This is a genomic window from Bradyrhizobium sp. STM 3566 (assembly GCF_045571445.1).
GTDB lineage: Bacteria > Pseudomonadota > Alphaproteobacteria > Rhizobiales > Xanthobacteraceae > Bradyrhizobium > Bradyrhizobium vignae.
The window spans coordinates 2274444-2293808 of record NZ_CP120692.1 but is presented as its reverse complement, the minus strand read 5'-3'; the positions used below and the strand labels follow the sequence as shown (position 1 = coordinate 2293808).

The following is a 19365-nucleotide window of genomic DNA, read 5'->3' as shown; positions in this document are numbered from 1 at the left end:
GTTCCCGCGAGCCGTCCATTCGTTGTCGGGCCGATTGCACGCGGCGTCTTTGTCGCAGCGCAAATTGCGGGATGTGGCGGCGGACGCAGAGTGCCCGCCGCCAATGCCTTCATCAGGCGCTATAGATGTAGAAGCCCTGCCCGGTCTTGCGGCCGAGATGGCCGGCATCGACCATCTCTTTCAGCAGCGGCGCTGGCCGATATTTAGGATCGTTGAAGCCCTTGTAAAAGACCTCCATCACCGAGAGCATGGTGTCGAGCCCGACGAGATCGGCAAGCGCCAGCGGCCCGATCGGATGGTTGCAGCCGAGCTTCATGCCGGCATCGATCTCTTCCGCCGTCGCGATCCCCTCCTGGAGCGCGAAGATCGCTTCGTTGATCATCGGGCAGAGGATGCGGTTGACGGCAAAGCCCGGGCTGTTCTTCGCCGTGATCGCCACCTTGCCGACGCGCTTGGCGAAATCCAGCGCCTGGGCGTGGGTGTCGTCGGAGGTCTGCAAGCCGCGGATCAGTTCCAGCAACGCCATCACCGGCACCGGGTTGAAGAAGTGCATGCCGATGAAGCGGTCGGGACGATCGGTTGCCGCTGCAAGCTTGGTGATCGAAATCGACGAGGTGTTGGTCGCGATCAGCGTACGCGGCGACAGCGTGGCACAGAGATCCTTCAGGATCTTGACCTTGAGCTCCTCGTTCTCGGTGGCAGCCTCGATGACGAGGTCACAATCCGACAGCTTCGCCCGATCGGTCGTGCCCGTGATGCGCTTCAGCGTCGCCTCGCGATCGGCCGCCGACATCTTCTCTTTCTTGACCAGGCGGTCGAGGCTGCCGCCGACGGTCGAAAGCCCACGGTTCACGGCCGCATCGGAAATGTCGACCATCACGACTGAGAGCCCGGCCGCGGCGCAAACCTGCGCGATGCCGTTTCCCATGGTCCCTGCCCCGATGATGCCAACGGTTTGGATCATTGCGTCACATCCTTCATCTTTGCGGGCGAGCCAGTAGCAGCCGGCCCCATTGTTCCTGCATCAGGGTCTAGCACCGTCACCGGGCGGGTGCGACCTGATCCTGTCCCTTCCTAAGTGCATCCACGGGCGGAATAAAGCGGTCCACGGCCGCACCGCGCCAGGATTTGGGCTCCTCCCTGCCCAAAATGGCCGGATCTTGTGCCCTGCGGCCCCTGCACAGCTGGATGAAGGCCCGGCGTCGGGCGCCCGATCCATATGGACCAAAGCTCACCTGAGCACCCCAAATTGTGACCCCTTGATTGTGGCGGCCGCAGCGGCCAGAACCGGTGCAGTTGCCATCCGAGGATGTGCATGGGGGGACCCGGCTCGCCATCGACGCCGGCCGAAGCTGTCAGGGGGGCTGCCAAGGATGAAGGAGTGCGCGACAGACGTGGTCACCGGCATCGAGCCGGCGCAACAGCGTCAGGCCGAATGAACGATTTCGCGCGATCCGTCGGGGCCGCCTTCACGCTAATCGGCGAAGCCGACGCCGAGCTGCTGGGCATCGTCGCATTGTCCGTACGGGTCAGCCTGAGCGCCAGCATCATCGCGCTCCTGATCGGCGCGCCGTTCGGGGCCCTGCTTGCGATCACTCGTTTCCGGGGGCGTCAGGTCATCGTCATTCTGACCAATGCGCTGCTCGGCCTTCCGCCCGTCGTGGTCGGGCTTGCTCTCTATCTGCTGCTGTCGCGGTCCGGCCTGCTCGGAGCTGCGGGCTTGTTGTTCACGCCGGCCGCCATGGTGATTGCGCAGACGCTGCTGGCCACGCCGATCGTGGTGGCGCTGGTGCACCGGCCGGCAAGCCTGCTGTGGGCGGAATACGGCGACCTGGCGCGGATCGACGGGCTGTCAGCGCTGCGCAGCATGGCCCTCCTGTTCGCGCTCGGCCGGACCTCGTTGCTGACGGCCTTTCTCGCGGCGTTCGGGCGCGCCATTGCGGAAGTCGGTGCCATCATCATCGTCGGAGGCAACATCCGCGGCTTCACCCGCACGATGACGACAGCGATCGCGCTGGAAACCAGCAAAGGCGATCTGCCGCTGGCGCTCGGGCTCGGACTGATCCTGCTCGCCCTGAGCGTCGCGGTGTCGACCGTCGCCTTCGTGTTAGTGGGACGCGTTGGGGAAAAATAGCTGCTCGCCGCCGACCTTGTACCCGGCTATCGCTTCCTGCCCCTTCGACGAGATCAGCCAATCGATGAAGGCCTGCCCGTCCTTCGCCTTCACGTTCGGATGCTTTTCAGGATTCACCAGCATGACGCCGTACTGGTTGAAGAGCCGCTTGTCACCCTCGGTCAGGATGGCGAGTTCGCCACGGTTCTTGAACGACAGCCAGGTGCCGCGGTCCGACAGGAGATAGGCGTTCGACGATGAGGCCATGTTCAGCGCCGGGCCCATGCCCTGACCAATCTCCCGGTACCAATTGTCTTTGCCGGTACTGAGGTCGACACCCGCCTCTTTCCATAATCGCAGCTCGGCCGCGTGCGTGCCGGACTTGTCGCCGCGCGAGATGAACGGCGCCTTGGCCGCGGCGATCTTGCGCAGCGCATCCGTGACGTCCTTGCTGCCGGCGATCTTCGCGGGGTCGCTCTTCGGGCCGACGATGACGAAGTCGTTGTACATCACGTCGAAGCGCTTCACGCCCTGCCCTTCGGACATGAATTTGTCTTCGGCCGCCCGGTCGTGGACGAAAACGACGTCTGCGTCCCCGCGCCGCCCGATGTCCAGTGCCTGACCGGTGCCCACGGCGACGACCTTCACGCTGATGCCCTCAGCCTTCGCAAACAGCGGCAGCAAATGGCCAAACAGCCCAGACTGTTCCGTCGAGGTGGTCGAGGCCACGGTGATGGTGCGGTCCTGTGCGAATGCGATGGTGGACCAGAGCAGAACCGCTCCGATCGTGACAAGCTTCCTCATGCGCCGTCCTTGACCCGACAATGACGGTCCTGAATAGCCGCTGGCGATGACGGCGGGAAGCCCACCTTAGGTCGCAACGACAATTGATGCGCGCGCATGTGGAGGAAGCGCGAACTCCAATTCGCTAAGCGGGATGAAATTCGCCACGCACAGTGGACGCGTGGATGTTCTGCAATTGGTCCTCCCTACATTGACACGGATGTGACGGCCGGGGCAGGTTTTCACATTGCTCGCGAATCAGCGATAGCCTCACGCCGAGTACCTCTTGGACAACTCCCAGTGCTTTCGAGACTGATATCGTTGCTGCGCCGCATCCCTGCGGTGAACTGGGCGTTTACCCGACTTCGGCCCTCGCCGCACAGCGGCAACATTGAGGCCACGCCGATCGCCACAGATGCTTCGCCCGCCGTCGTCGAAGACGTCGCGGCCACTGCTCAAGCGGCAATCGCCGAGATCGGCACCGACCTGGTACATGGCGACGCTGACCTCGCCACCCAGGCTCCGGTCGCGGAGAACAACGCGGCTGTGTCTGGCATCGCGGAGAATCCGTCCGACGATATCTGCATCAGCGAGGACTCATCGCCGGAAAGCGTAACGGAAATCGAGGCACCCGCGACGGCACCCGTCGCCGAGGCGGTGTTGGTTTCATCGGCCGATGCGGAGAACGAGCCAGTTGCGGGTTCTGACCTCGCCAGCATTGGCGAAGCATCGCCCGCTGAAGTCGATTCCGTCGTCGCAGAAGAGGTTGTGGTTTCATCATCAGACGTCGCGACCGCTTTGACTGATGCTTCGGATGCCATCGTCGAGGCTGCTCCCTCGCCCGAGGTTTCCGCCGGGATCGAAATGGTCGCCGTCGAAGCAATCCCGGTCCTCCTCGGCGAGGCCGATAGCGTTCCGGCTAATGTCTCTGAAACCCCTGCCGACAGCGGCGGCCCAGCGCCCCCCGTCGAGATCGCGCCGGCCCCCGGAAACGATCTTCCGCTCGCCACAGCCATTGCGACGGCAGCGGACGAACCATCCAGCGACGTCACCGACATCGAACCGACTCCGGCTCTCGCGTGTCCTTCTCCAGAGATCCGCAGCGCACCGAAAGTTCGCGCGAGAGCCGCGGAGCCCGCCGATCGCACCGCGTTGATCCGGCAGCGCTGGGCGGAGAGCGGAATCAGGATGTGGAATCCGCGGCTTCACGGCACCGGCGAGGCCGCGCTGAACATCCAGGGGAGCGTCGGGCTGCTGCCGCCGGCGCCCGGCGAGACAATGCCGCGCTACGACAAGCTGGAATTCAAGATGCTCGGCGGACAGATCGTCTGTGAGGGCGTCATCGTCGAGGCGCCCGCACAGGCGAGCCATCGCAGTTTCACGCGGCTCGCCGAGCCGCGGACCGTCGAGCGGATCCGCGAACCGGCGCGGGAGCGCCGGGCCGTTCCCGCCTGATCCTTTCTTCTGCGACCACATTCACGATGTGCTAGGCTGATGTCCCGATATGGGAGGTCGCATATGCGCGCAAGGCCGTTGCTTCTAGTCGTGATCGCCTTTGCGATCTCACAGCCGGCACTCGCCGCGGGCAAACGGCCACGTCCTGCAGCCACGGCTGCTCCCGCCACCGATCCGGCGGCGCCCTACAAGGCCGATCGACTCTCTTCCTCACGCGGAGAGACGATCCTGAACACGCCCGGCCAGACCACCGTGCTGACGCGACAGGTCCTCGACGACATGAACGCGACGAGCCTGAGAGGCGCGATGCGCTCGACCGCCGGGGTGACGATCGGACGCTAGGCGTTGTGCACGCCTTTCGGCCGAAATGCCGCCATTCCGACCCGGAGTCTCCGACATGAAACAGTTGCCCCGGAAGCCGGCCGCAACGTAACCTCGGCGCCGGTCGAGCCCCGGCAACCGCCCGATCAAAAAACTGTGGGAGGCAAATCATGAGAAGACTCGCGGCCGCGCTTTGCGCACTGGCTCTGTTCGCAACGGGCGCGCAAGCGCAGACCATCAAGGATTTCCTCGGAGCGGTGATGCAGAAATGGACCGCGCCGTTCGAGCCGTTCCAGCTCATCGGCAACATCTACTATGTCGGGACCGAAGGCATTGCCGTCTACGTCATCAGGACATCGCAGGGCTTGATCCTGATGGACACGGCGATGCCGCAGTCGACCGGCATGATCAAGGACAATATCGCAAAGCTCGGCTTCAAGGTCGCCGACATCAAGGTAATCCTCAACACGCATGCGCATCTCGACCACACCGGTGGCTTCGCCGAGATCAAGAAGGAGACCGGCGCGCAGCTCGTGGCCGGCGAGCGCGACAAGCCGCTGCTCGAAGGCGGCTACTATCCCGGCGACGAGAAGAACGAGGCTCTCGCCTTCCCGCCGGTGAAGGTCGATCGTGTCGTGAAGGAAGGCGACAAGATCACGCTCGGCGACACCACGCTGACGGCGCATGCGACGCCCGGCCACTCGCCGGGTTGCACGAGCTGGCAGATGACCGCCAAGGACGGCAAGGAAGACCGCGAGGTGCTGTTCTTCTGCAGCGGCACGGTTGCGCTGAACCGGCTGGTCGGCCGGCCGACCTATCCCGGCATCGTCGACGATTACCGCGCGAGCTTCGCCAAGGCCAAGGCGATGAAGATCGACGTGCTGCTCGGGCCGCATCCGGAGGTCTATGGCATGCAGGCCAAGCGCGCGCAGATGAAGGAGGGCGCGCCGAACCCGTTCGTCAGACCGGGAGAGCTTGCAACCTACGTCACCGGCCTGTCGGAAGACTTCGACAAGCAGCTCGCCAAGCAGACCGCAGCGCTCCAGCCTGCGAAATAGCCCTCATCTGGCCTCCGCATCGATGGTGCTCCTCACCTCTCGCCGACGGTGAGGGGGACCGAGCCCACCGGCTGCCACGATGGTTGGCAGGCCGTAGCTGCGGTGAAAACGGGCGACTACTTGTGTCTGAGACACAGGCCCCTTGCCGGCCGGACATCCTTAACGAGACCTCACCAATGCACGCGACCGGAACCTCCTGAGGTAGCGTGCAACCGGTGCTGGCCTTCCGCGCACGCCCCGGTCTAACGCGCCCTTTACCCGGACCGTGCAAGATCGCCCGCGTTTTCAGGGACTCCGGGGTTCGTATTTCAATGCCTATTGCCGATTTGAAGTCTCACCTTGCCGCCGCGATGCGGTTGTTTCGCGTTCCCGCCGACAATCCGGATCTGGCACGCGCGCAGTTCGACGCGTTCTCCAAGCTGATCCCGCTGCTCTATTTCATCCTCATCAGCAACACGATCGCAGTCGCCTACACCTATCTGAACGTGGCGCCGGACTGGTTGACGATGATCGTGCCGAGCGTGCTGACAGTGCTCGCAGGCTTGCGGACCTTCTGGTGGCTACGCCAGCGTCACCTCGTGCGCAGCGATGCCGACATCCTGCGCAATCTGCGCGCCACCAACTGGCTGACCCTGCCGATCGGCGCTGGCTTCACCGCCTGGTCCTTCGCGCTCTATGCCTACGGCGATCCCTTTGCCAAGAGCCAAGTCGCCTTCTACATGGCGGTCACCGTGATCGGCTGCAGCTTCTCGTTGATGCATTTGCGCTCGGCCGCGTTGATCGTGACGCTGATCGTCGACGTGCCCTATGTGCTGTTCTTCTTCGCCACAGGCGAGCCGACGCTGAAGGCGATCGCGGTCAACAATCTCCTGGTTTCCGGCGCGATGGTGACGGTGCTGTTCATCTACTATCGCGATTTCGCCGATCTCGTCGCCAGCCGCAAGTCGCTGCTCGCGCAACAGGGGGCGACGCAGGCGCTCTCGGACGAGAACTTCCGCCTCGCCAATCTGGATTCCCTCACTGAACTGCCGAACCGCCGCCGCTTCTTCGCCGAGCTCTCGAGCGCCTTCAACGATGCCGAGCGCAGAAACGTTCGCGTCGCGGTCGGCATCATCGATCTCGACGGCTTCAAGCCGATCAACGACAATTACGGCCACTCGGTCGGCGATCGCGTCCTGATCGAGGCGGGCCGGCGTATCCGCGAGGTCTGCGAAGGCTTCGGCCCGCAGCGGGTCGAATTCGCCCGCCTCGGCGGCGACGAGTTCGGCCTCGTGGTGTGCGGCGACCCCGACGATGCGGATCTGCTCCGGCTCGGCCAGCGCATTGGCGACCAGGTCAAGCTTCCCTACCAGCTCGACACCGGCCATACCGGGCCGTCGTGCTCGATCGGATTCGCATCGTTTCCGGACTCCGCGACGACGCCAGAAGCGCTCTACGAGTGCGCCGACTACTCGCTCTATCATGCCAAGCGCCATCTGCGCGGCCGCACCGTGATCTTCTCGAGCGAGCTCGAGGCCGAGATCCGCAGTCGCGGGGTCATCGAGAACTTGCTGCGCACCGCCGATTTCAGCACCGAGATGGACCTGGTCTTCCAGCCGATCGTCGACGCCATGAGCGAGCACACCGCCGGCTTCGAGGTCCTGGCGCGCTGGCGCAGCGCCCGCCTTGGCCTGGTTTCGCCGGCCGATTTCATTCCGGCCGCCGAACGCATCGGGCTGATCCGGCCGCTGACCCGGGCGCTGCTGGTGCGCGCACTCGCCATCGCCAAGACATGGCCCGATCACATCCGCCTCTCGTTCAACCTTTCTGCGCACGACGTTTGCGCGGCGGAGGGTATTTTGCCGCTGATCTCCATCATCGAGAAGAGTGGGCTAGCGCCACACCGGATCGACTTCGAGATTACCGAGACCGCCGTCACCTTCGACTTCGTGCGCGCGCAGCAGTCGATCGCGACGCTGAAGGCGATGGGTTGCGGCATTTCGCTGGACGATTTCGGCACCGGCTATTCGTCGCTGAGCCACGTCCACCGCCTGCCGCTGGACAAGATCAAGATCGACCGCAGCTTCGTTTCCGACATCAACGAGAATCCCGTCAGCCACAAGATCATCAAATCGCTCACGGGCCTCTGCGACGACATGAGATCGCCTGTGTCGTCGAGGGCGTCGAGACCCGCGCCCAGCTCGACAGCCTGCGCCGGCCTGGGATGCGACTTCATCCAGGGTTACTATTTCGCCAAGCCCATGCCGGGCGATGCGATTGGAGACTATCTGGTGAAGGAACAGCTGCGCCTCGAAGGCACTAAGGCCAAGGTCATTGCGTAAAGTCAGACCGCGCAGTAGCTCACAGCCTTCATAGCGCAAGAAGCCGGCAGATCCGCAAGTTCATCTACGCGACGCCGATTCCGCCCGATCTCGGCGCCATCGTCCGCGACGCCGTCCAGACTTTCATGGACGGTGCCAAGACGACGATGCCAAGGCTGCTGCAAAGCGACTGACGGCGCTACTTCGACAGGCTCGGCAGATCCAGCCCCTTGTCGCGGGCGCAGTCGATCGCGATCGCATAGCCAGCATCGGCGTGGCGCATGACGCCGCTCGCAGGATCGTTCCACAGCACGCGCTCGATGCGCTTCGCCGCCTCCGGCGTGCCGTCGGCGACGATGACCATGCCGGCGTGCTGCGAATAGCCGATGCCGACGCCACCGCCATGATGCAGAGACACCCACGTCGCGCCGCTGGCGCAATTGAGCAGCGCATTGAGCAGCGGCCAATCGGACACCGCATCCGATCCATCCTTCATCGCCTCGGTCTCGCGGTTGGGGCTCGCCACCGAGCCGCTGTCGAGATGATCGCGGCCGATCACGATCGGCGCCTTCAATTCACCACGCGCCACCATCTCGTTGAAAGCAAGGCCGAGGCGATGACGATCGCCAAGGCCAACCCAGCAGATCCGCGCCGGCAGGCCCTGGAATTTGATGCGCGCCTTCGCCATGTCGAGCCAATTGTGCAGATGCTCGTCATCAGGCATCAGCTCTTTCACCTTGGCGTCAGTCTTGAAAATGTCCTCGGGATCGCCCGACAGCGCGGCCCAGCGGAACGGCCCGATGCCCCGGCAGAACAAGGGACGAATATAAGCGGGAACGAAGCCGGGGAAATCGAACGCGTTCTTCAGGCCCATATCCTGCGCCATCTGGCGAATGTTGTTGCCGTAGTCGAGGGTCGGAATGCCCTGTGCATGGAAATCCAGCATGGCCTGGACGTGCTCGACCATCGACGTCTTCGAGGCGCGCTCGACCGCCTTCGGATCCGCGGCGCGCCTGGCCCCCCATTCCGCGAGCGTCCAGCCCTTCGGCAAGTAGCCGTTGATCGGATCATGCGCGCTGGTCTGGTCGGTGACGATGTCGGGCTTGACGCCGCGACGCACCAGCTCCGGGAAAATCTCTGCGGCATTGCCGAGCAGGCCTACCGAGACCGCCTTCTTCGTCTTCGCGGCCTCCGTCATGACCGCGAGCGCTTCGTCGAGCGTTGCAGCTTGGCGATCGAGATAGCCGGTACGCAGGCGCATCTCGATGCGGCTCGGCTGGCATTCGACCGCGAGCATCGACGCACCGGCCATGGTCGCCGCCAGCGGCTGCGCCCCGCCCATGCCGCCGAGGCCAGCGGTGAGAATCCATTTTCCGGCAAGGCTGCCGCCGTAGTGGCGACGGCCGACCTCGACGAAGGTTTCATACGTGCCCTGCACGATGCCCTGGCTGCCGATATAGATCCAGGAGCCCGCCGTCATCTGGCCGTACATCATCAGGCCCTGACGATCGAGCTCGTTGAAATGATCGAGCGTCGCCCAGTGCGGCACGATGTTCGAGTTTGCGATCAGGACGCGCGGAGCATCGGCATGGGTGCGGAAGACGCCGACCGGCTTACCGGACTGCACCAGCAGCGTCTGGTCGCCTTCGAGCTTGCGCAAGGCCGCAACGATCCGGTCAAAGCTCTCCCAGTCACGCGCGGCGCGGCCGATGCCGCCGTAGACGACGAGCTCGCTCGGGCGCTCGGCCACTTCAGGGTCGAGGTTGTTCATGAGCATGCGCAGCGGCGCTTCCGTCAACCAGCTCTTGGCGCTGATGTCGCTGCCGCGGGGCGCGCGGATGGTGCGGTCGTTGTCCAGTCGGCGGTTCATGCGGAAGACCTCTTCAGTCAAGTCTCGTTTCATCAAGTCTTGGAAACGGATCGGTTGGAAGCGCCGTGAGCGCGATGGTCGGCAGCGCATCGGCTTCGATCAGCGCGGCGGCCTTGGCGAGATCGCCCGCCATGTAGCGGTCGGCGCCAAGCGCGGGCACCTGCTCGCGCAGCTCGGAAATGACGGCGGCCAGCGGCGCGCTGGTCGCATGCGGCGCGCGCAGCGTGATGCCTTGCGCGGCGACCAGAAGCTCGATGCCGAGAATTGCGGCGAGATTGTCGGCCATATCGGACAGGCGCCGCGCCGCATGTGCGGCCATCGACACATGATCCTCCTGGTTGGCACTGGTCGGCGTCGAATCGATCGAGCAGGCGAGCGCGCGCTGCTTGTTCTCGGCATAGAGCGCGGCCGCCGTCACCTCGGCGATCATGAAGCCGGAGTTGATGCCGGGATCGGGGGTGAGGAACGGCGGCAGGCCGAAATTCAGCGCGGGATCCACCAGCGTCGCGATGCGTCTCTCGCTGATCGCGCCGATCTCCGACAGCGCCAACGCGATGGTGTCGGCGGCGAAGGCGACCGGCTCAGCATGGAAATTGCCACCGGAGACGATCTCGCCGGTCTCGGCCAGCACCAGCGGATTGTCCGTGACGGCATTGGCCTCGACGATCAACGTATGCGCGGCCTGCGTGATCAGGTCGAGCGCTGCGCCCGCGACCTGTGGCTGGCAGCGCAGGCAATAAGGATCCTGCACGCGCTCGTCGCCTTCGAGGTGAGAGAGGCGGATGTCGCTGCCGTCGAGCAAGGCCATGAGTGTTTCAGCCGCCGCGATCTGCCCGGCATGGCCACGCAGCGCCTGGATTTCGGGACGGAACGGCGCCGTCGAGGCCATCGCCGCATCCACCGACAATGCGCCGGTCACGAGCGCGGCACGGGCGAGGCGAAATGCACGCAGCACGCCTGATATGGCATAGGCGGTCGAGAATTGCGTGCCGTTGATCAGAGCAAGACCTTCCTTGGGCCCGAGGGTCAGCGGCGCGAGACCGGCGGCCTTGAGGGCCTCGGCGCCCGACACCGTTTTTCCGTCAACGATCGCCTGTCCTTCCCCGATCATCACGGCCGTCATATGTGCAAGCGGAGCAAGGTCGCCGGAGGCGCCTACAGAGCCCTGCTGTGGCACCAGCGGATAGACATTCCGCGCCAGCATGTCCTGCAGCTGCTCGATCACCTCGCGGCGCACGCCGGAGGCGCCACGCCCGAGCGAGATGATCTTCAGCGCCATCATCAAGCGGATGATCGGCTCGGGCGTCGCCGGGCCGACGCCGCAGCAATGCGAGACGATGAGATTGCGCTGGAGCAGCACGGTCTGGTCCGGCGGGATGCGCTTCGATGCGAGCTTCCCGAAGCCGGTGTTGATGCCGTAGACGGGGACATCCGCGCGCGCCGCTCTTGCGACGATCTCCGCCGCTGCTTCGATGCGCGGCCAGAATGAGGGATCGAGCACGACGGGCGCACCGTCGAGCACGCGCGCGAGATCATCGAGACTCACCGCCCCCGGCTTGACGACGATCGAGGTGTCCTGCTCCATCATTGCCCCCTCCAAACCCGGCGGTGCAGCGGATTGAAGCCGATGCGGTAGACCAGCTCGGCCGGGCGCTCGATGTCCCAGATCGCAAGGTCGCACCACTTGCCGGCCTCTAACGTGCCGGCCTCGTCGAGCACACCGAGCGCCCGCGCACCTTCGCGGGTGACGCCGGCGAGGCACTCGGCCACATTCATCCGGAACAGTGTCGCGCCCATGTTCATGGCGAGCAGCAGCGAGGTCAGCGGCGAGCTGCCGGGATTGCAGTCGGTCGCCAGCGCCATGGGAACACCATACTTGCGGAACGCCTCGACCGGCGGCTTCTGCGTCTCGCGGATGAAGTAGAACGCACCGGGCAGCAGCACCGCCACCGTGCCGGACTTCGCCATTGCGGCAGCGCCGGCTTCGTCGGTGTGCTCCAAATGATCGGCCGACAGTGCGGCGTATTTTGCGGCAAGCGCGGCGCCGCCGAGGTTCGACAGCTGGTCGGCATGCAGCTTCACGGGCAGCCCAAGCCCTCTCGCGGACTCGAACACAAGTGCGGTCTGCTCGGCCGAGAACGCGATCCCTTCCATGAAGGCATCGACGGCATCGGCAAGGCCGGCCTTGGCGACCGCGGGCAGCATCTCCTTGCAGACGAGATCGATGTAGCGATCCTTGTCGCCATCGGCCTCCACCGGCAGCGCATGCGCGCCGAGAAAGGATGTTCGGATCGCAACGGGCCGCTGGCGACCGAGAATTCGCGCGGCGGAGAGTTGCCGCATCTCGGTTTCAACATTGAGGCCATAGCCGGACTTGATCTCGACGGTGGTCGCGCCCTCGCCGATCAGCGCATCGAGCCGCGGCAGCGCACTTGCGACGAGCCCGGCTTCGCTCGCCTTGCGCGTCGCCGCCACCGTCGAGACGATGCCGCCGCCGGCGCGCGCGATCTCTTCGTAGCTTGCGCCCTTCAGACGCAGCTCGAATTCATGCGCACGGTTGCCGCCGTAGACCAGATGGGTGTGGCAGTCGACGAGCCCGGGCGTGATCCAGCGCCCTTCGCAATCGATCCGCTCGATCGCATCCGCATCAACAGGAAAATCCGCCTGAGCACCCGCGTAGACGATACGGCCGCCGCGCGCGGCGATCACACCATGCTCGATCTCCCCGAGATCGGGACGGTCGGCCCGCATCGTCGCGAGGCGGGCATTGTGCCAGATCCGGTCGAAGCGCTCTGCCATGAGGATATCCATTCGCCGTCGGATGCTTGACTTATATGTCTAGACATATAATCGTAAGCCGGTTCTGTCCAGCCGGCGTGTAATCATGACCCGACTGCATTTCGCTTCCGCGCTCCTGCCTTCGGGCTGGGCCAATGACGTGCAGGTGGTCGTCGCCGCCGGGGCGATCGCGGCGGTGACGCCGGGCGTGGCGCCGGCCGCCGGCGACGAGCGCCACGCGATCGCGCTTCCTGGACTGGCGAGCCTGCACAGCCACGCGTTCCAGCGCGGCATGGCGGGGCTTGCCGAATTGCGCGGCGATTCCACCGACACGTTCTGGACCTGGCGCGAGACGATGTATCGCTTTGCGCTGGCAATGACCCCCGACGACGTCGCGGCGGTCGCGACGCTGCTCTATGTGGAGATGCTCGAGCAAGGTTTTACCCGCGTCGGCGAATTCCATTATCTGCACCACGACCCGGATGGCTCGCCCTATACTGATCTCGCCGAGATGGCCGCGCGGATCGCGCAAGCTGCCGAGGCCTCCGGCATTGCGCTCACGCTGCTGCCGAGTTTCTATGCGCATAGCTCTTTTGGGGGCGCGGCGCCGCATGCCGGGCAGCGCCGCTTCATCTGCTCGGTCGATCAGTTCGCTGAATTGATGACGGCCTCGCGCAAGACCATAGCAAATCTGCCGGACGCCAACATCGGCATCGCCCCGCACAGTTTGCGCGCAGTGACGCCGGACGAACTTCGCGCGATCATGCCGCTTGCTGACGGCGGGCCGGTGCACATTCACGCCGCCGAGCAGGTGAAGGAAGTCGAGGACTGCCTGGCCTGGTCGGGAAGACGCCCGGTGCAATGGCTGCTGGAGCACGCGCCCGTCGATCGGCGCTGGTGCCTCATTCACGCGACGCACATGACAGACGCGGAGATCGCTGCATTCGCAGGGACCGGCGCTGTCGCGGGTCTCTGCCCCATCACCGAGGCGAGCCTCGGGGATGGTATCTTTCCAGCGCGTGAATTCCTCGATGCCGGCGGCACATTCGGCGTAGGCACCGATTCCAACGTGCTCGTCGGAATCGCGGATGAACTGCGACAGCTCGAATACGGCCAGCGCCTGAAGCATCGCCAACGCAATGTCCTCTCCGGCGGCGCAGGCCGCTCGACGGGACGCACGCTGTTCGACAACGCGCTCGCGGGTGGCGCACGAGCGCTTGCACAGCCGATAGTCGGCCTCGCGCCCGGCGCGCGTGCCGACATCGTCACGCTGGACAGCGCCCATCCGTCGCTGGCCGGACGCAGCGGCGACGCCGCTATCGACGGCTGGATCTTTGCCGCAGACAACGGCGCAATCGATTGCGTCTGGGCCGGCGGCCATAAGGTGGTCGAAGGTGGTGGTCATAAGCTGCGCCGGGTTGCCCGCGAGCGCTTCAACACGGTGGTACGGAGGCTCGTCGCATGAGCCTCGCCACCGATGCTGCGGACCAGCCGACGCTCTACAAACGCATCCGCGCCGACATCGAGAAGCGCATCCTGACCGGCGAGTGGCCGCCCGGGCATCGCATTCCGTTCGAGCACGAACTGGTCGCGCGCTACGGCTGCTCGCGCATGACCGTGAACAAGGCGCTGTCGGAGCTCGCGCAGGCCGACCTGATCGAACGGCGGCGGCGCGCCGGCTCGTTCGTGCGCCGGCCGCAACATCAGTCGGCGGTGCTCAAGATCGCCGACATCCGCGCCGAGATCACCGCGCTCGGCCGCACTTACGGCTATGAGCTGATCCATCGCAAGCTGCGCACTGCGACCACCGCCGACCGTGACCGTCTCGGCGTCAAGAAAGCCGGCAAGGTGGTTGCCATCACCTGCCGGCACAGCGCCGACAACGTACCGTTCGCCGTGGAGGACAGGCTGATCGACCTGTCGTCCGTGCCGAATGCCGCCACGGCGGATTTCTCGCGCGAGCCGCCCGGCTCGTGGCTGCTTCACCATGTCCCATGGACAGAGGCCGAGCACACGATCAGCGCCATCGTTGCGGACGAGCGCACAGCGAAGACGCTCGACATCGCCGTCGGCGCGCCCTGCCTCGTGATCGACCGCTACACCTGGCGCAGCGCAAGGACCATCACCGCCGTGCGCCTGCTTTATCCCGGTGACTCTCACCGCCTTGTCGCGCGATTCAAAGGAGGCTGAGAGGATATGTCGGCACAAATCGTGCAACGCTTCGGGCAACGGTCCATGCGGGACCACAATGATCATCAGGACGTAAATCCATCGATCGGCAAGAGGACGACAATCATGCGTAGTTCGACAATATTTGCGACAATCATTGCTCTTGCGGCCGCCACTCCGGCGCCCGCCGACGACGTCAAGGTCGGCGTCGGCATCTCCGGATGGACCGGCTTCGCGCCGCTGACGCTGGCGAAGGAGGCGGGCATCTTCAAGAAGAACGGTCTCGACGTCACAATCAAGAAGATTCCGCAGAAGGACCGCCACCTCGCGATTGCTTCCGGCGACATCCAGTGCGCGGCGACCACGGTCGAGACCTGGATTTCCTGGAACGCCAATGGCGTTGCCACCAAGCAGATCTTCCAGCTCGACAAGAGCTATGGCGCCGACGGCATGGCCGTGCGCAACGACGTCGCCGCGATCAAGGACCTGAAGGGCAAGACGGTCGCCGCCTCCGCGCCCGGCACCTCTCCCTATTTCGCGCTGGCCTGGATGCTGAAGAAGAACGGTCTCACCACGAAGGACGTGACCGTGGTGAACCTCGAGCCGGCTGCGGCCGCGCAGGCCTTCGTCTCCGGCCAGAACGATGCCGCCATGACCTATGAGCCGTATCTGTCGACCGTGCGCGCCGCACCGGATAAGGGCAAGATCATCGCGACCACCCTGGACTACCCGATCGTGATGGACACGTTCGGCTGCACGCCGAAATTCCTGACGGAAAATCCCAAGGCCGCCAAGGCCCTCGCCGACAGCTATTTCGAGGCGCTCGACATGATCGGCAAGGACCAGGCCAAGGCTTACGAGATCATGGGCGCCGACGTGAAGCAGACCGGGGAGCAGTTCGGCAACTCGGCAAAGTACCTGCGCTGGCAGGATAAGGCCGCCAACCAGAAATTCTTCGCCGGCGACTTCCTGACCTTCAACAAGGAGGCCGCCGAGCTCCTGCTCGAGATCGGCATCATCAAGTCCGCGCCGAAGGTCGAAGACCTCTACGACGCCAGCTTCATCAAGTAAGATTTCCGCAAACTGCCGGTTCCGCCGAGAGGCGGAGCCGGCACACCATTCGGATACGGTTTGATGCGTCCTCTGGATCCCGTGACATCGAGGCAGCGCGCGGCCTATGGCCTTGCGTTCTTCGTGCTGTTCGTTGCCCTCTGGTCCTGGGCGACGTTCGGCGGCCATGTGTCGAAGACCTTTCTCGCCAACCCGCTGACCATGGTGCAGGAAGGTTTTGAGCTGCTGACGAAGCAGGGCTTCGTGCTCGATATCGGCATGACGATCTGGCGCGTCGTCGGCGGCTTTGTGCTCGCGGCGATCATCGCGGTGCCACTCGGCGTGCTGATGGGCGCCTACAAGCCGGTGGAAGCATTCCTCGAGCCATTCGTCTCTTTTGCGCGCTATTTGCCCGCGTCCGCCTTCATTCCGCTCCTGATCCTGTGGGCCGGCATCGGGGAGTTGCAAAAGCTGCTCGTCATCTTCATCGGCTCGGTATTCCAGGTCATCCTGATGGTCGCGGTGACCGTTGGTGCCACACGACGCGATCTGGTCGAGGCCGCCTACACGCTGGGCGCCAGCGACCGCGGCATCATCCGCCGCGTGCTGCTGCCCTCCTCGGCGCCGGAGATCGCAGAGATCCTGCGGCTGGTGCTGGGCTGGGCCTGGACCTACGTCATCGTCGCCGAACTGATCGGCTCGTCCTCGGGCATCGGTCATATGATCACCGACAGCCAGGCGTTGCTCAACACCGGCCAGATCATCTTCGGCATCATCGTGATCGGATTGATCGGACTGATCTCGGATTTCCTGTTCAAGGCGTTCAACGCCTGGCTGTTTCCGTGGAAGCTCGCATGACGACGCTCAGGATCGAACAGGTTTCGCGCACATTCCCCGCGCGCCACGGCAACGCGCCGACCAGGGCGCTGGAGCCGACCGACCTCACCATCGGCAACAACGACTTCGTCACCATCCTCGGTCCCTCCGGCTGCGGCAAGTCCACGCTGCTGCGCATCGTTGCGGGCCTCGATCGCCCGACCAGCGGCCGCGTCACGCTCGACGGGCGCGAGGTGACCGGGCCCGGCGCCGATCGCGGCATGGTGTTCCAATCCTACACGCTGTTCCCCTGGTTGACGGTGCGCGAGAACATCGCCTTTGGCCTGCGCGAGCGCGGCGTGGCCGAGGCGGCGCGAAACAAGATCGCCGATGCCTTCATCCGCCAGGTCGGATTGTCGGGCTTCGAGAACCACTGGCCGAAGCAGCTCTCCGGCGGCATGCAGCAGCGCACGGCGATTGCGCGTGCGCTCGCCAATGATCCGAAGATCCTGCTGCTGGACGAGCCGTTCGGCGCGCTCGACAACCAGACCCGCGCCTTGATGCAGGAAATGCTGCTCGGCATTTGGGAGCGCGACCAGAAGACCGTGCTGTTCGTGACCCACGATATCGAGGAAGCCATCTTCCTCGGCAGCCGCGTCATCGTCATGAGCGCACGCCCTGGCCGCATCAAGGCCGAAATCAATGTGGACCTGCCGCATCCGCGCTCCTACAAGATCAAGACCACGCCGGAATTCGTCCAGCTGAAGGAACGGCTGGTCGAGGAGATCCGCACCGAGGCGCTGAAGGTTGCCGAACATGCCTGACACTCAGCTCCGCGCCGACGGCAATCGCGTCCTTGCCGATCTCAATGCGCTGCGCGCCATCGGCGCCCATAAGACCGGCGTGCACAAGCCGACCTTCTCCGAGCCGCACAAACAGTCGCTCGACTGGCTGATGCGCAAGCTGCCCGAGGCGGGTCTCTCCGCCACAATCGATGGCATCGGCAACGTGTTCGGCACCAGCGCGAAGCCCGGGCCGAAGCTGCTGGCGGGATCGCATCTGGAAAGCCAGAACTACGCTGGCTGGCTCGATGGCCCGCTCGGCGTCGTCTACGCGCTCGAAGCCGCGCGGGTTCTCAATGCCGATCCTTCCGTGAAAGGCGCGCTCGAAGTCGCGGCCTGGTGCGACGAGGAGGGACATTTCGGTCATTTCCTTGGCTCGCGCTCCTATGTCGGGCAGGTGACCGAGGCCGACATCGATGCCGCACGCGACCGCACCAGCGGCCGCACCATGCGCGATGCACTCGCCGAAATGGGCCTCGCCGGGCGCCCGCGCCTCACCGCCGAGCCGGGGCGCCACGTCGGATATCTGGAAGCGCATATCGAGCAGGGCGACACGCTCGAAAGCAGCCGCCTCGCGATCGGCGTCGTGACCTCCATCGTCGGCATCTGGCAGTACCAGATCAATTTTACCGGCGAGCAGAACCACGCCGGCACCACGCGCATGGCGGTACGGAAGGATGCCGGCCTTGCGCTGGCGAAGTTCTGCGTCGCCATCGACGAGCGCTTTCCGGTTGCCTGCGGCCCGCGCACGGTCTGGACCACCGGGCGCATCACACTCGATCCGGGCGCGCCGAGCATCATCCCCGGTGGCGCAGAGATGCTGTTCCAGATCCGCGACGACGATCCGGCCGTGATCGCGCGGCTGGAGCAATTGTTGCGGGCCATGGCGGAGGAGGTCAGCGCCAAAGGCCCCTGCACCGTCACCGTCACGAAGCTGCGCACCGGCGCACCCGCGAGGATGAGCGCGGGCTTTCAGGATGCGATCGAAGCCGCGAGCAAAGCCTTCGCCGGCGGCCGCTCGATCCGCATGCCCAGCGGCGCCGGGCACGATGCGCAGATGCTGGCGACCGTCATGCCCGCAGGCATGCTGTTCGTGCCCTCGATCGGCGGCATCAGCCATCACTGGACCGAGAACACGGCGGATGCCGATATCGTCACCGGCGCAGAGGTGTTCGTCGACGCTTGCCTCCGCATCCTCGGAGGTTAGCGCTGGATGCGGCTGCCGACCCGTGGCGGTCGATCGCACGCGGCACAAGCGCATCCGTGTCCCGGACAGGCTGCAACGCGCGAAGTGTTGCGGCGCAGAGCCGGGACCCAGGGCGGCACGGCGCGACGATATGGGCCCCGGCTTGATCGTAGCAACGACGGCCAGGACCACACGGTTTTGCTGTACGCGCGGTTCGCTTGTTCGCCACAGGGTCCGATGGCGTTGTGCACGTTGCCATCGAAATGACGAGACGAACCTGACAGCGCCGTTCGCCCGCACGATGCCTTAGGGCTCACGGAGAGCAATCCGCCCTGCCCCTGGCTGTTCGCGCCCGACGCTGCTGCGTCCACCGCAAGCCCGGCTCGCGACAATGACGACCTCATGATCGCCCCTCGAGAATGAGCCGGGATGCGCGATACATACGACAAATCCGAATTTCGGTAATGTGGAATTATTTTCGCGCCGGTGGGTTGACAGCCGGGCGACACACCCCGGTCCCGTAGCGCGGGTCAGCGACTTGACCGCCGTAGCTCGAAGAGCGAGAGGCGGAAGCAACATCCGGGATCTTTGCTGGTGCCGTCCCGGGTCTCGCTACGCTCACCC

Annotated in this window: 16 protein-coding genes and 1 pseudogene; 12 read left to right on the top strand and 5 right to left on the bottom strand. The window is 64.9% G+C overall.

Annotation, left to right across the window (positions count from 1 at the left end; all coding sequences use genetic code 11):
- Positions 1-112 precede the first annotated feature (112 nt).
- Positions 113-964, bottom strand: a complete 852-nt coding sequence (locus P6U27_RS10830; RefSeq protein ID WP_122402168.1) for a 3-hydroxybutyryl-CoA dehydrogenase — start codon at positions 962-964, stop codon at positions 113-115.
- Positions 965-1435: 471 nt separating this feature from the next.
- On the opposite strand from P6U27_RS10830, the gene P6U27_RS10825 reads away from it, so the two are divergent.
- Entirely contained in the window at positions 1436-2134 is a 699-nt protein-coding gene (locus P6U27_RS10825) for an ABC transporter permease (RefSeq protein ID WP_122402167.1), read from the top strand.
- On the opposite strand, the gene P6U27_RS10820 is transcribed toward P6U27_RS10825, so the two are convergent.
- Positions 2108-2917, bottom strand: a complete 810-nt coding sequence (locus P6U27_RS10820) for a substrate-binding domain-containing protein (RefSeq protein ID WP_209296131.1) — start codon at positions 2915-2917, stop codon at positions 2108-2110. The two genes, P6U27_RS10825 and P6U27_RS10820, sit on opposite strands and share 27 nt — an antisense overlap.
- A gap of 300 nt (positions 2918-3217) precedes the next feature.
- Between P6U27_RS10820 and P6U27_RS10815 the strand changes: the two genes are divergently transcribed.
- The 5 genes and pseudogenes from P6U27_RS10815 to P6U27_RS10795 all read left to right on the top strand — a co-directional run.
- Positions 3218-4351, top strand: a complete 1134-nt coding sequence (locus P6U27_RS10815) for a hypothetical protein (RefSeq protein ID WP_407194023.1) — start codon at positions 3218-3220, stop codon at positions 4349-4351.
- Between the two features lie 63 nt (positions 4352-4414).
- Complete coding sequence (locus P6U27_RS10810; RefSeq protein WP_129144519.1) at positions 4415-4693, top strand: Plug domain-containing protein; 279 nt, start codon at positions 4415-4417, stop codon at positions 4691-4693.
- 149 nt (positions 4694-4842) lie between these two features.
- On the top strand, positions 4843-5730 hold the full coding sequence (gene blaBJP / locus P6U27_RS10805; protein ID WP_122402163.1) for a BJP family subclass B3 metallo-beta-lactamase: 888 nt from the start codon (positions 4843-4845) through the stop codon (positions 5728-5730).
- Between the two features lie 311 nt (positions 5731-6041).
- Positions 6042-8051 carry a putative bifunctional diguanylate cyclase/phosphodiesterase gene (locus P6U27_RS10800; protein ID WP_407194022.1) on the top strand — a complete coding sequence of 670 codons (2010 nt, stop codon included), beginning with the start codon at positions 6042-6044 and terminating at the stop codon, positions 8049-8051.
- Between the two features lie 50 nt (positions 8052-8101).
- Positions 8102-8224 (top strand): annotated as a pseudogene (locus P6U27_RS10795) (TetR/AcrR family transcriptional regulator); the annotation flags it as partial.
- Positions 8225-8229: 5 nt separating this feature from the next.
- Here P6U27_RS10795 and hutU read toward each other — a convergent pair.
- The 3 genes from hutU to hutI are packed head-to-tail and all read right to left on the bottom strand — an operon-like array spanning position 8230 to position 12699.
- Positions 8230-9900 (bottom strand): urocanate hydratase, encoded by a 1671-nt coding sequence (gene hutU / locus P6U27_RS10790; protein ID WP_407194021.1) that lies wholly within the window; start codon positions 9898-9900, stop codon positions 8230-8232.
- Positions 9901-9913: 13 nt separating this feature from the next.
- Positions 9914-11488: a histidine ammonia-lyase gene (hutH, locus tag P6U27_RS10785; protein ID WP_122402161.1), complete on the bottom strand. Its 1575-nt coding sequence runs from the start codon at positions 11486-11488 to the stop codon at positions 9914-9916.
- Positions 11485-12699 carry an imidazolonepropionase gene (gene hutI, locus P6U27_RS10780; protein WP_407194020.1) on the bottom strand — a complete coding sequence of 405 codons (1215 nt, stop codon included), beginning with the start codon at positions 12697-12699 and terminating at the stop codon, positions 11485-11487. Before hutI ends, hutH begins: the two co-directional genes overlap by 4 nt.
- Before the next feature lie 85 nt (positions 12700-12784).
- On the opposite strand from hutI, the gene P6U27_RS10775 reads away from it, so the two are divergent.
- The 6 genes from P6U27_RS10775 (at position 12785) to P6U27_RS10750 (ending at position 18762) form a co-directional block, all read left to right on the top strand.
- Positions 12785-14143 carry a formimidoylglutamate deiminase gene (locus P6U27_RS10775; protein WP_407194019.1) on the top strand — a complete coding sequence of 453 codons (1359 nt, stop codon included), beginning with the start codon at positions 12785-12787 and terminating at the stop codon, positions 14141-14143.
- Positions 14140-14868, top strand: coding sequence for a histidine utilization repressor (gene hutC, locus P6U27_RS10770; RefSeq protein WP_122402159.1), 729 nt, complete (start codon positions 14140-14142; stop codon positions 14866-14868). The genes P6U27_RS10775 and hutC overlap by 4 nt, the downstream gene beginning before the upstream one ends.
- A 105-nt stretch (positions 14869-14973) precedes the next feature.
- Positions 14974-15918 carry an ABC transporter substrate-binding protein gene (locus P6U27_RS10765; protein ID WP_407194018.1) on the top strand — a complete coding sequence of 315 codons (945 nt, stop codon included), beginning with the start codon at positions 14974-14976 and terminating at the stop codon, positions 15916-15918.
- A gap of 63 nt (positions 15919-15981) precedes the next feature.
- On the top strand, positions 15982-16755 hold the full coding sequence (locus P6U27_RS10760) for an ABC transporter permease (RefSeq protein WP_122402158.1): 774 nt from the start codon (positions 15982-15984) through the stop codon (positions 16753-16755).
- A complete protein-coding gene (locus tag P6U27_RS10755; protein ID WP_162500180.1) occupies positions 16752-17537 on the top strand; it encodes an ABC transporter ATP-binding protein in 786 nt (261 codons plus the stop codon). Before P6U27_RS10760 ends, P6U27_RS10755 begins: the two co-directional genes overlap by 4 nt.
- Complete coding sequence (locus tag P6U27_RS10750) at positions 17530-18762, top strand: Zn-dependent hydrolase (protein ID WP_407194017.1); 1233 nt, start codon at positions 17530-17532, stop codon at positions 18760-18762. Before P6U27_RS10755 ends, P6U27_RS10750 begins: the two co-directional genes overlap by 8 nt.
- Positions 18763-19365: the final 603 nt, after the last annotated feature.

Bases quoted from the DNA above. Each gene is read 5' to 3' on its own strand.
- hutH (WP_122402161.1), bottom strand. From the start codon at position 11,488: ATGATGGAGCAGGACACCTCGATCGTCGTCAAGCCGGGGGCGGTGAGT.
- P6U27_RS10755 (WP_162500180.1), top strand. From the start codon at position 16,752: ATGACGACGCTCAGGATCGAACAGGTTTCGCGCACATTCCCCGCGCGC.
- P6U27_RS10830 (WP_122402168.1), bottom strand. From the start codon at position 964: ATGATCCAAACCGTTGGCATCATCGGGGCAGGGACCATGGGAAACGGC.
- P6U27_RS10775 (WP_407194019.1), top strand. From the start codon at position 12,785: ATGACCCGACTGCATTTCGCTTCCGCGCTCCTGCCTTCGGGCTGGGCC.
- P6U27_RS10825 (WP_122402167.1), top strand. From the start codon at position 1,436: ATGAACGATTTCGCGCGATCCGTCGGGGCCGCCTTCACGCTAATCGGC.
- hutU (WP_407194021.1), bottom strand. From the start codon at position 9,900: ATGAACCGCCGACTGGACAACGACCGCACCATCCGCGCGCCCCGCGGC.
- P6U27_RS10800 (WP_407194022.1), top strand. From the start codon at position 6,042: ATGCCTATTGCCGATTTGAAGTCTCACCTTGCCGCCGCGATGCGGTTG.
- blaBJP (WP_122402163.1), top strand. From the start codon at position 4,843: ATGAGAAGACTCGCGGCCGCGCTTTGCGCACTGGCTCTGTTCGCAACG.
- hutI (WP_407194020.1), bottom strand. From the start codon at position 12,699: ATGGCAGAGCGCTTCGACCGGATCTGGCACAATGCCCGCCTCGCGACG.
- P6U27_RS10810 (WP_129144519.1), top strand. From the start codon at position 4,415: ATGCGCGCAAGGCCGTTGCTTCTAGTCGTGATCGCCTTTGCGATCTCA.
- hutC (WP_122402159.1), top strand. From the start codon at position 14,140: ATGAGCCTCGCCACCGATGCTGCGGACCAGCCGACGCTCTACAAACGC.
- P6U27_RS10750 (WP_407194017.1), top strand. From the start codon at position 17,530: ATGCCTGACACTCAGCTCCGCGCCGACGGCAATCGCGTCCTTGCCGAT.
- P6U27_RS10760 (WP_122402158.1), top strand. From the start codon at position 15,982: ATGCGTCCTCTGGATCCCGTGACATCGAGGCAGCGCGCGGCCTATGGC.
- P6U27_RS10765 (WP_407194018.1), top strand. From the start codon at position 14,974: ATGCGTAGTTCGACAATATTTGCGACAATCATTGCTCTTGCGGCCGCC.
- P6U27_RS10820 (WP_209296131.1), bottom strand. From the start codon at position 2,917: ATGAGGAAGCTTGTCACGATCGGAGCGGTTCTGCTCTGGTCCACCATC.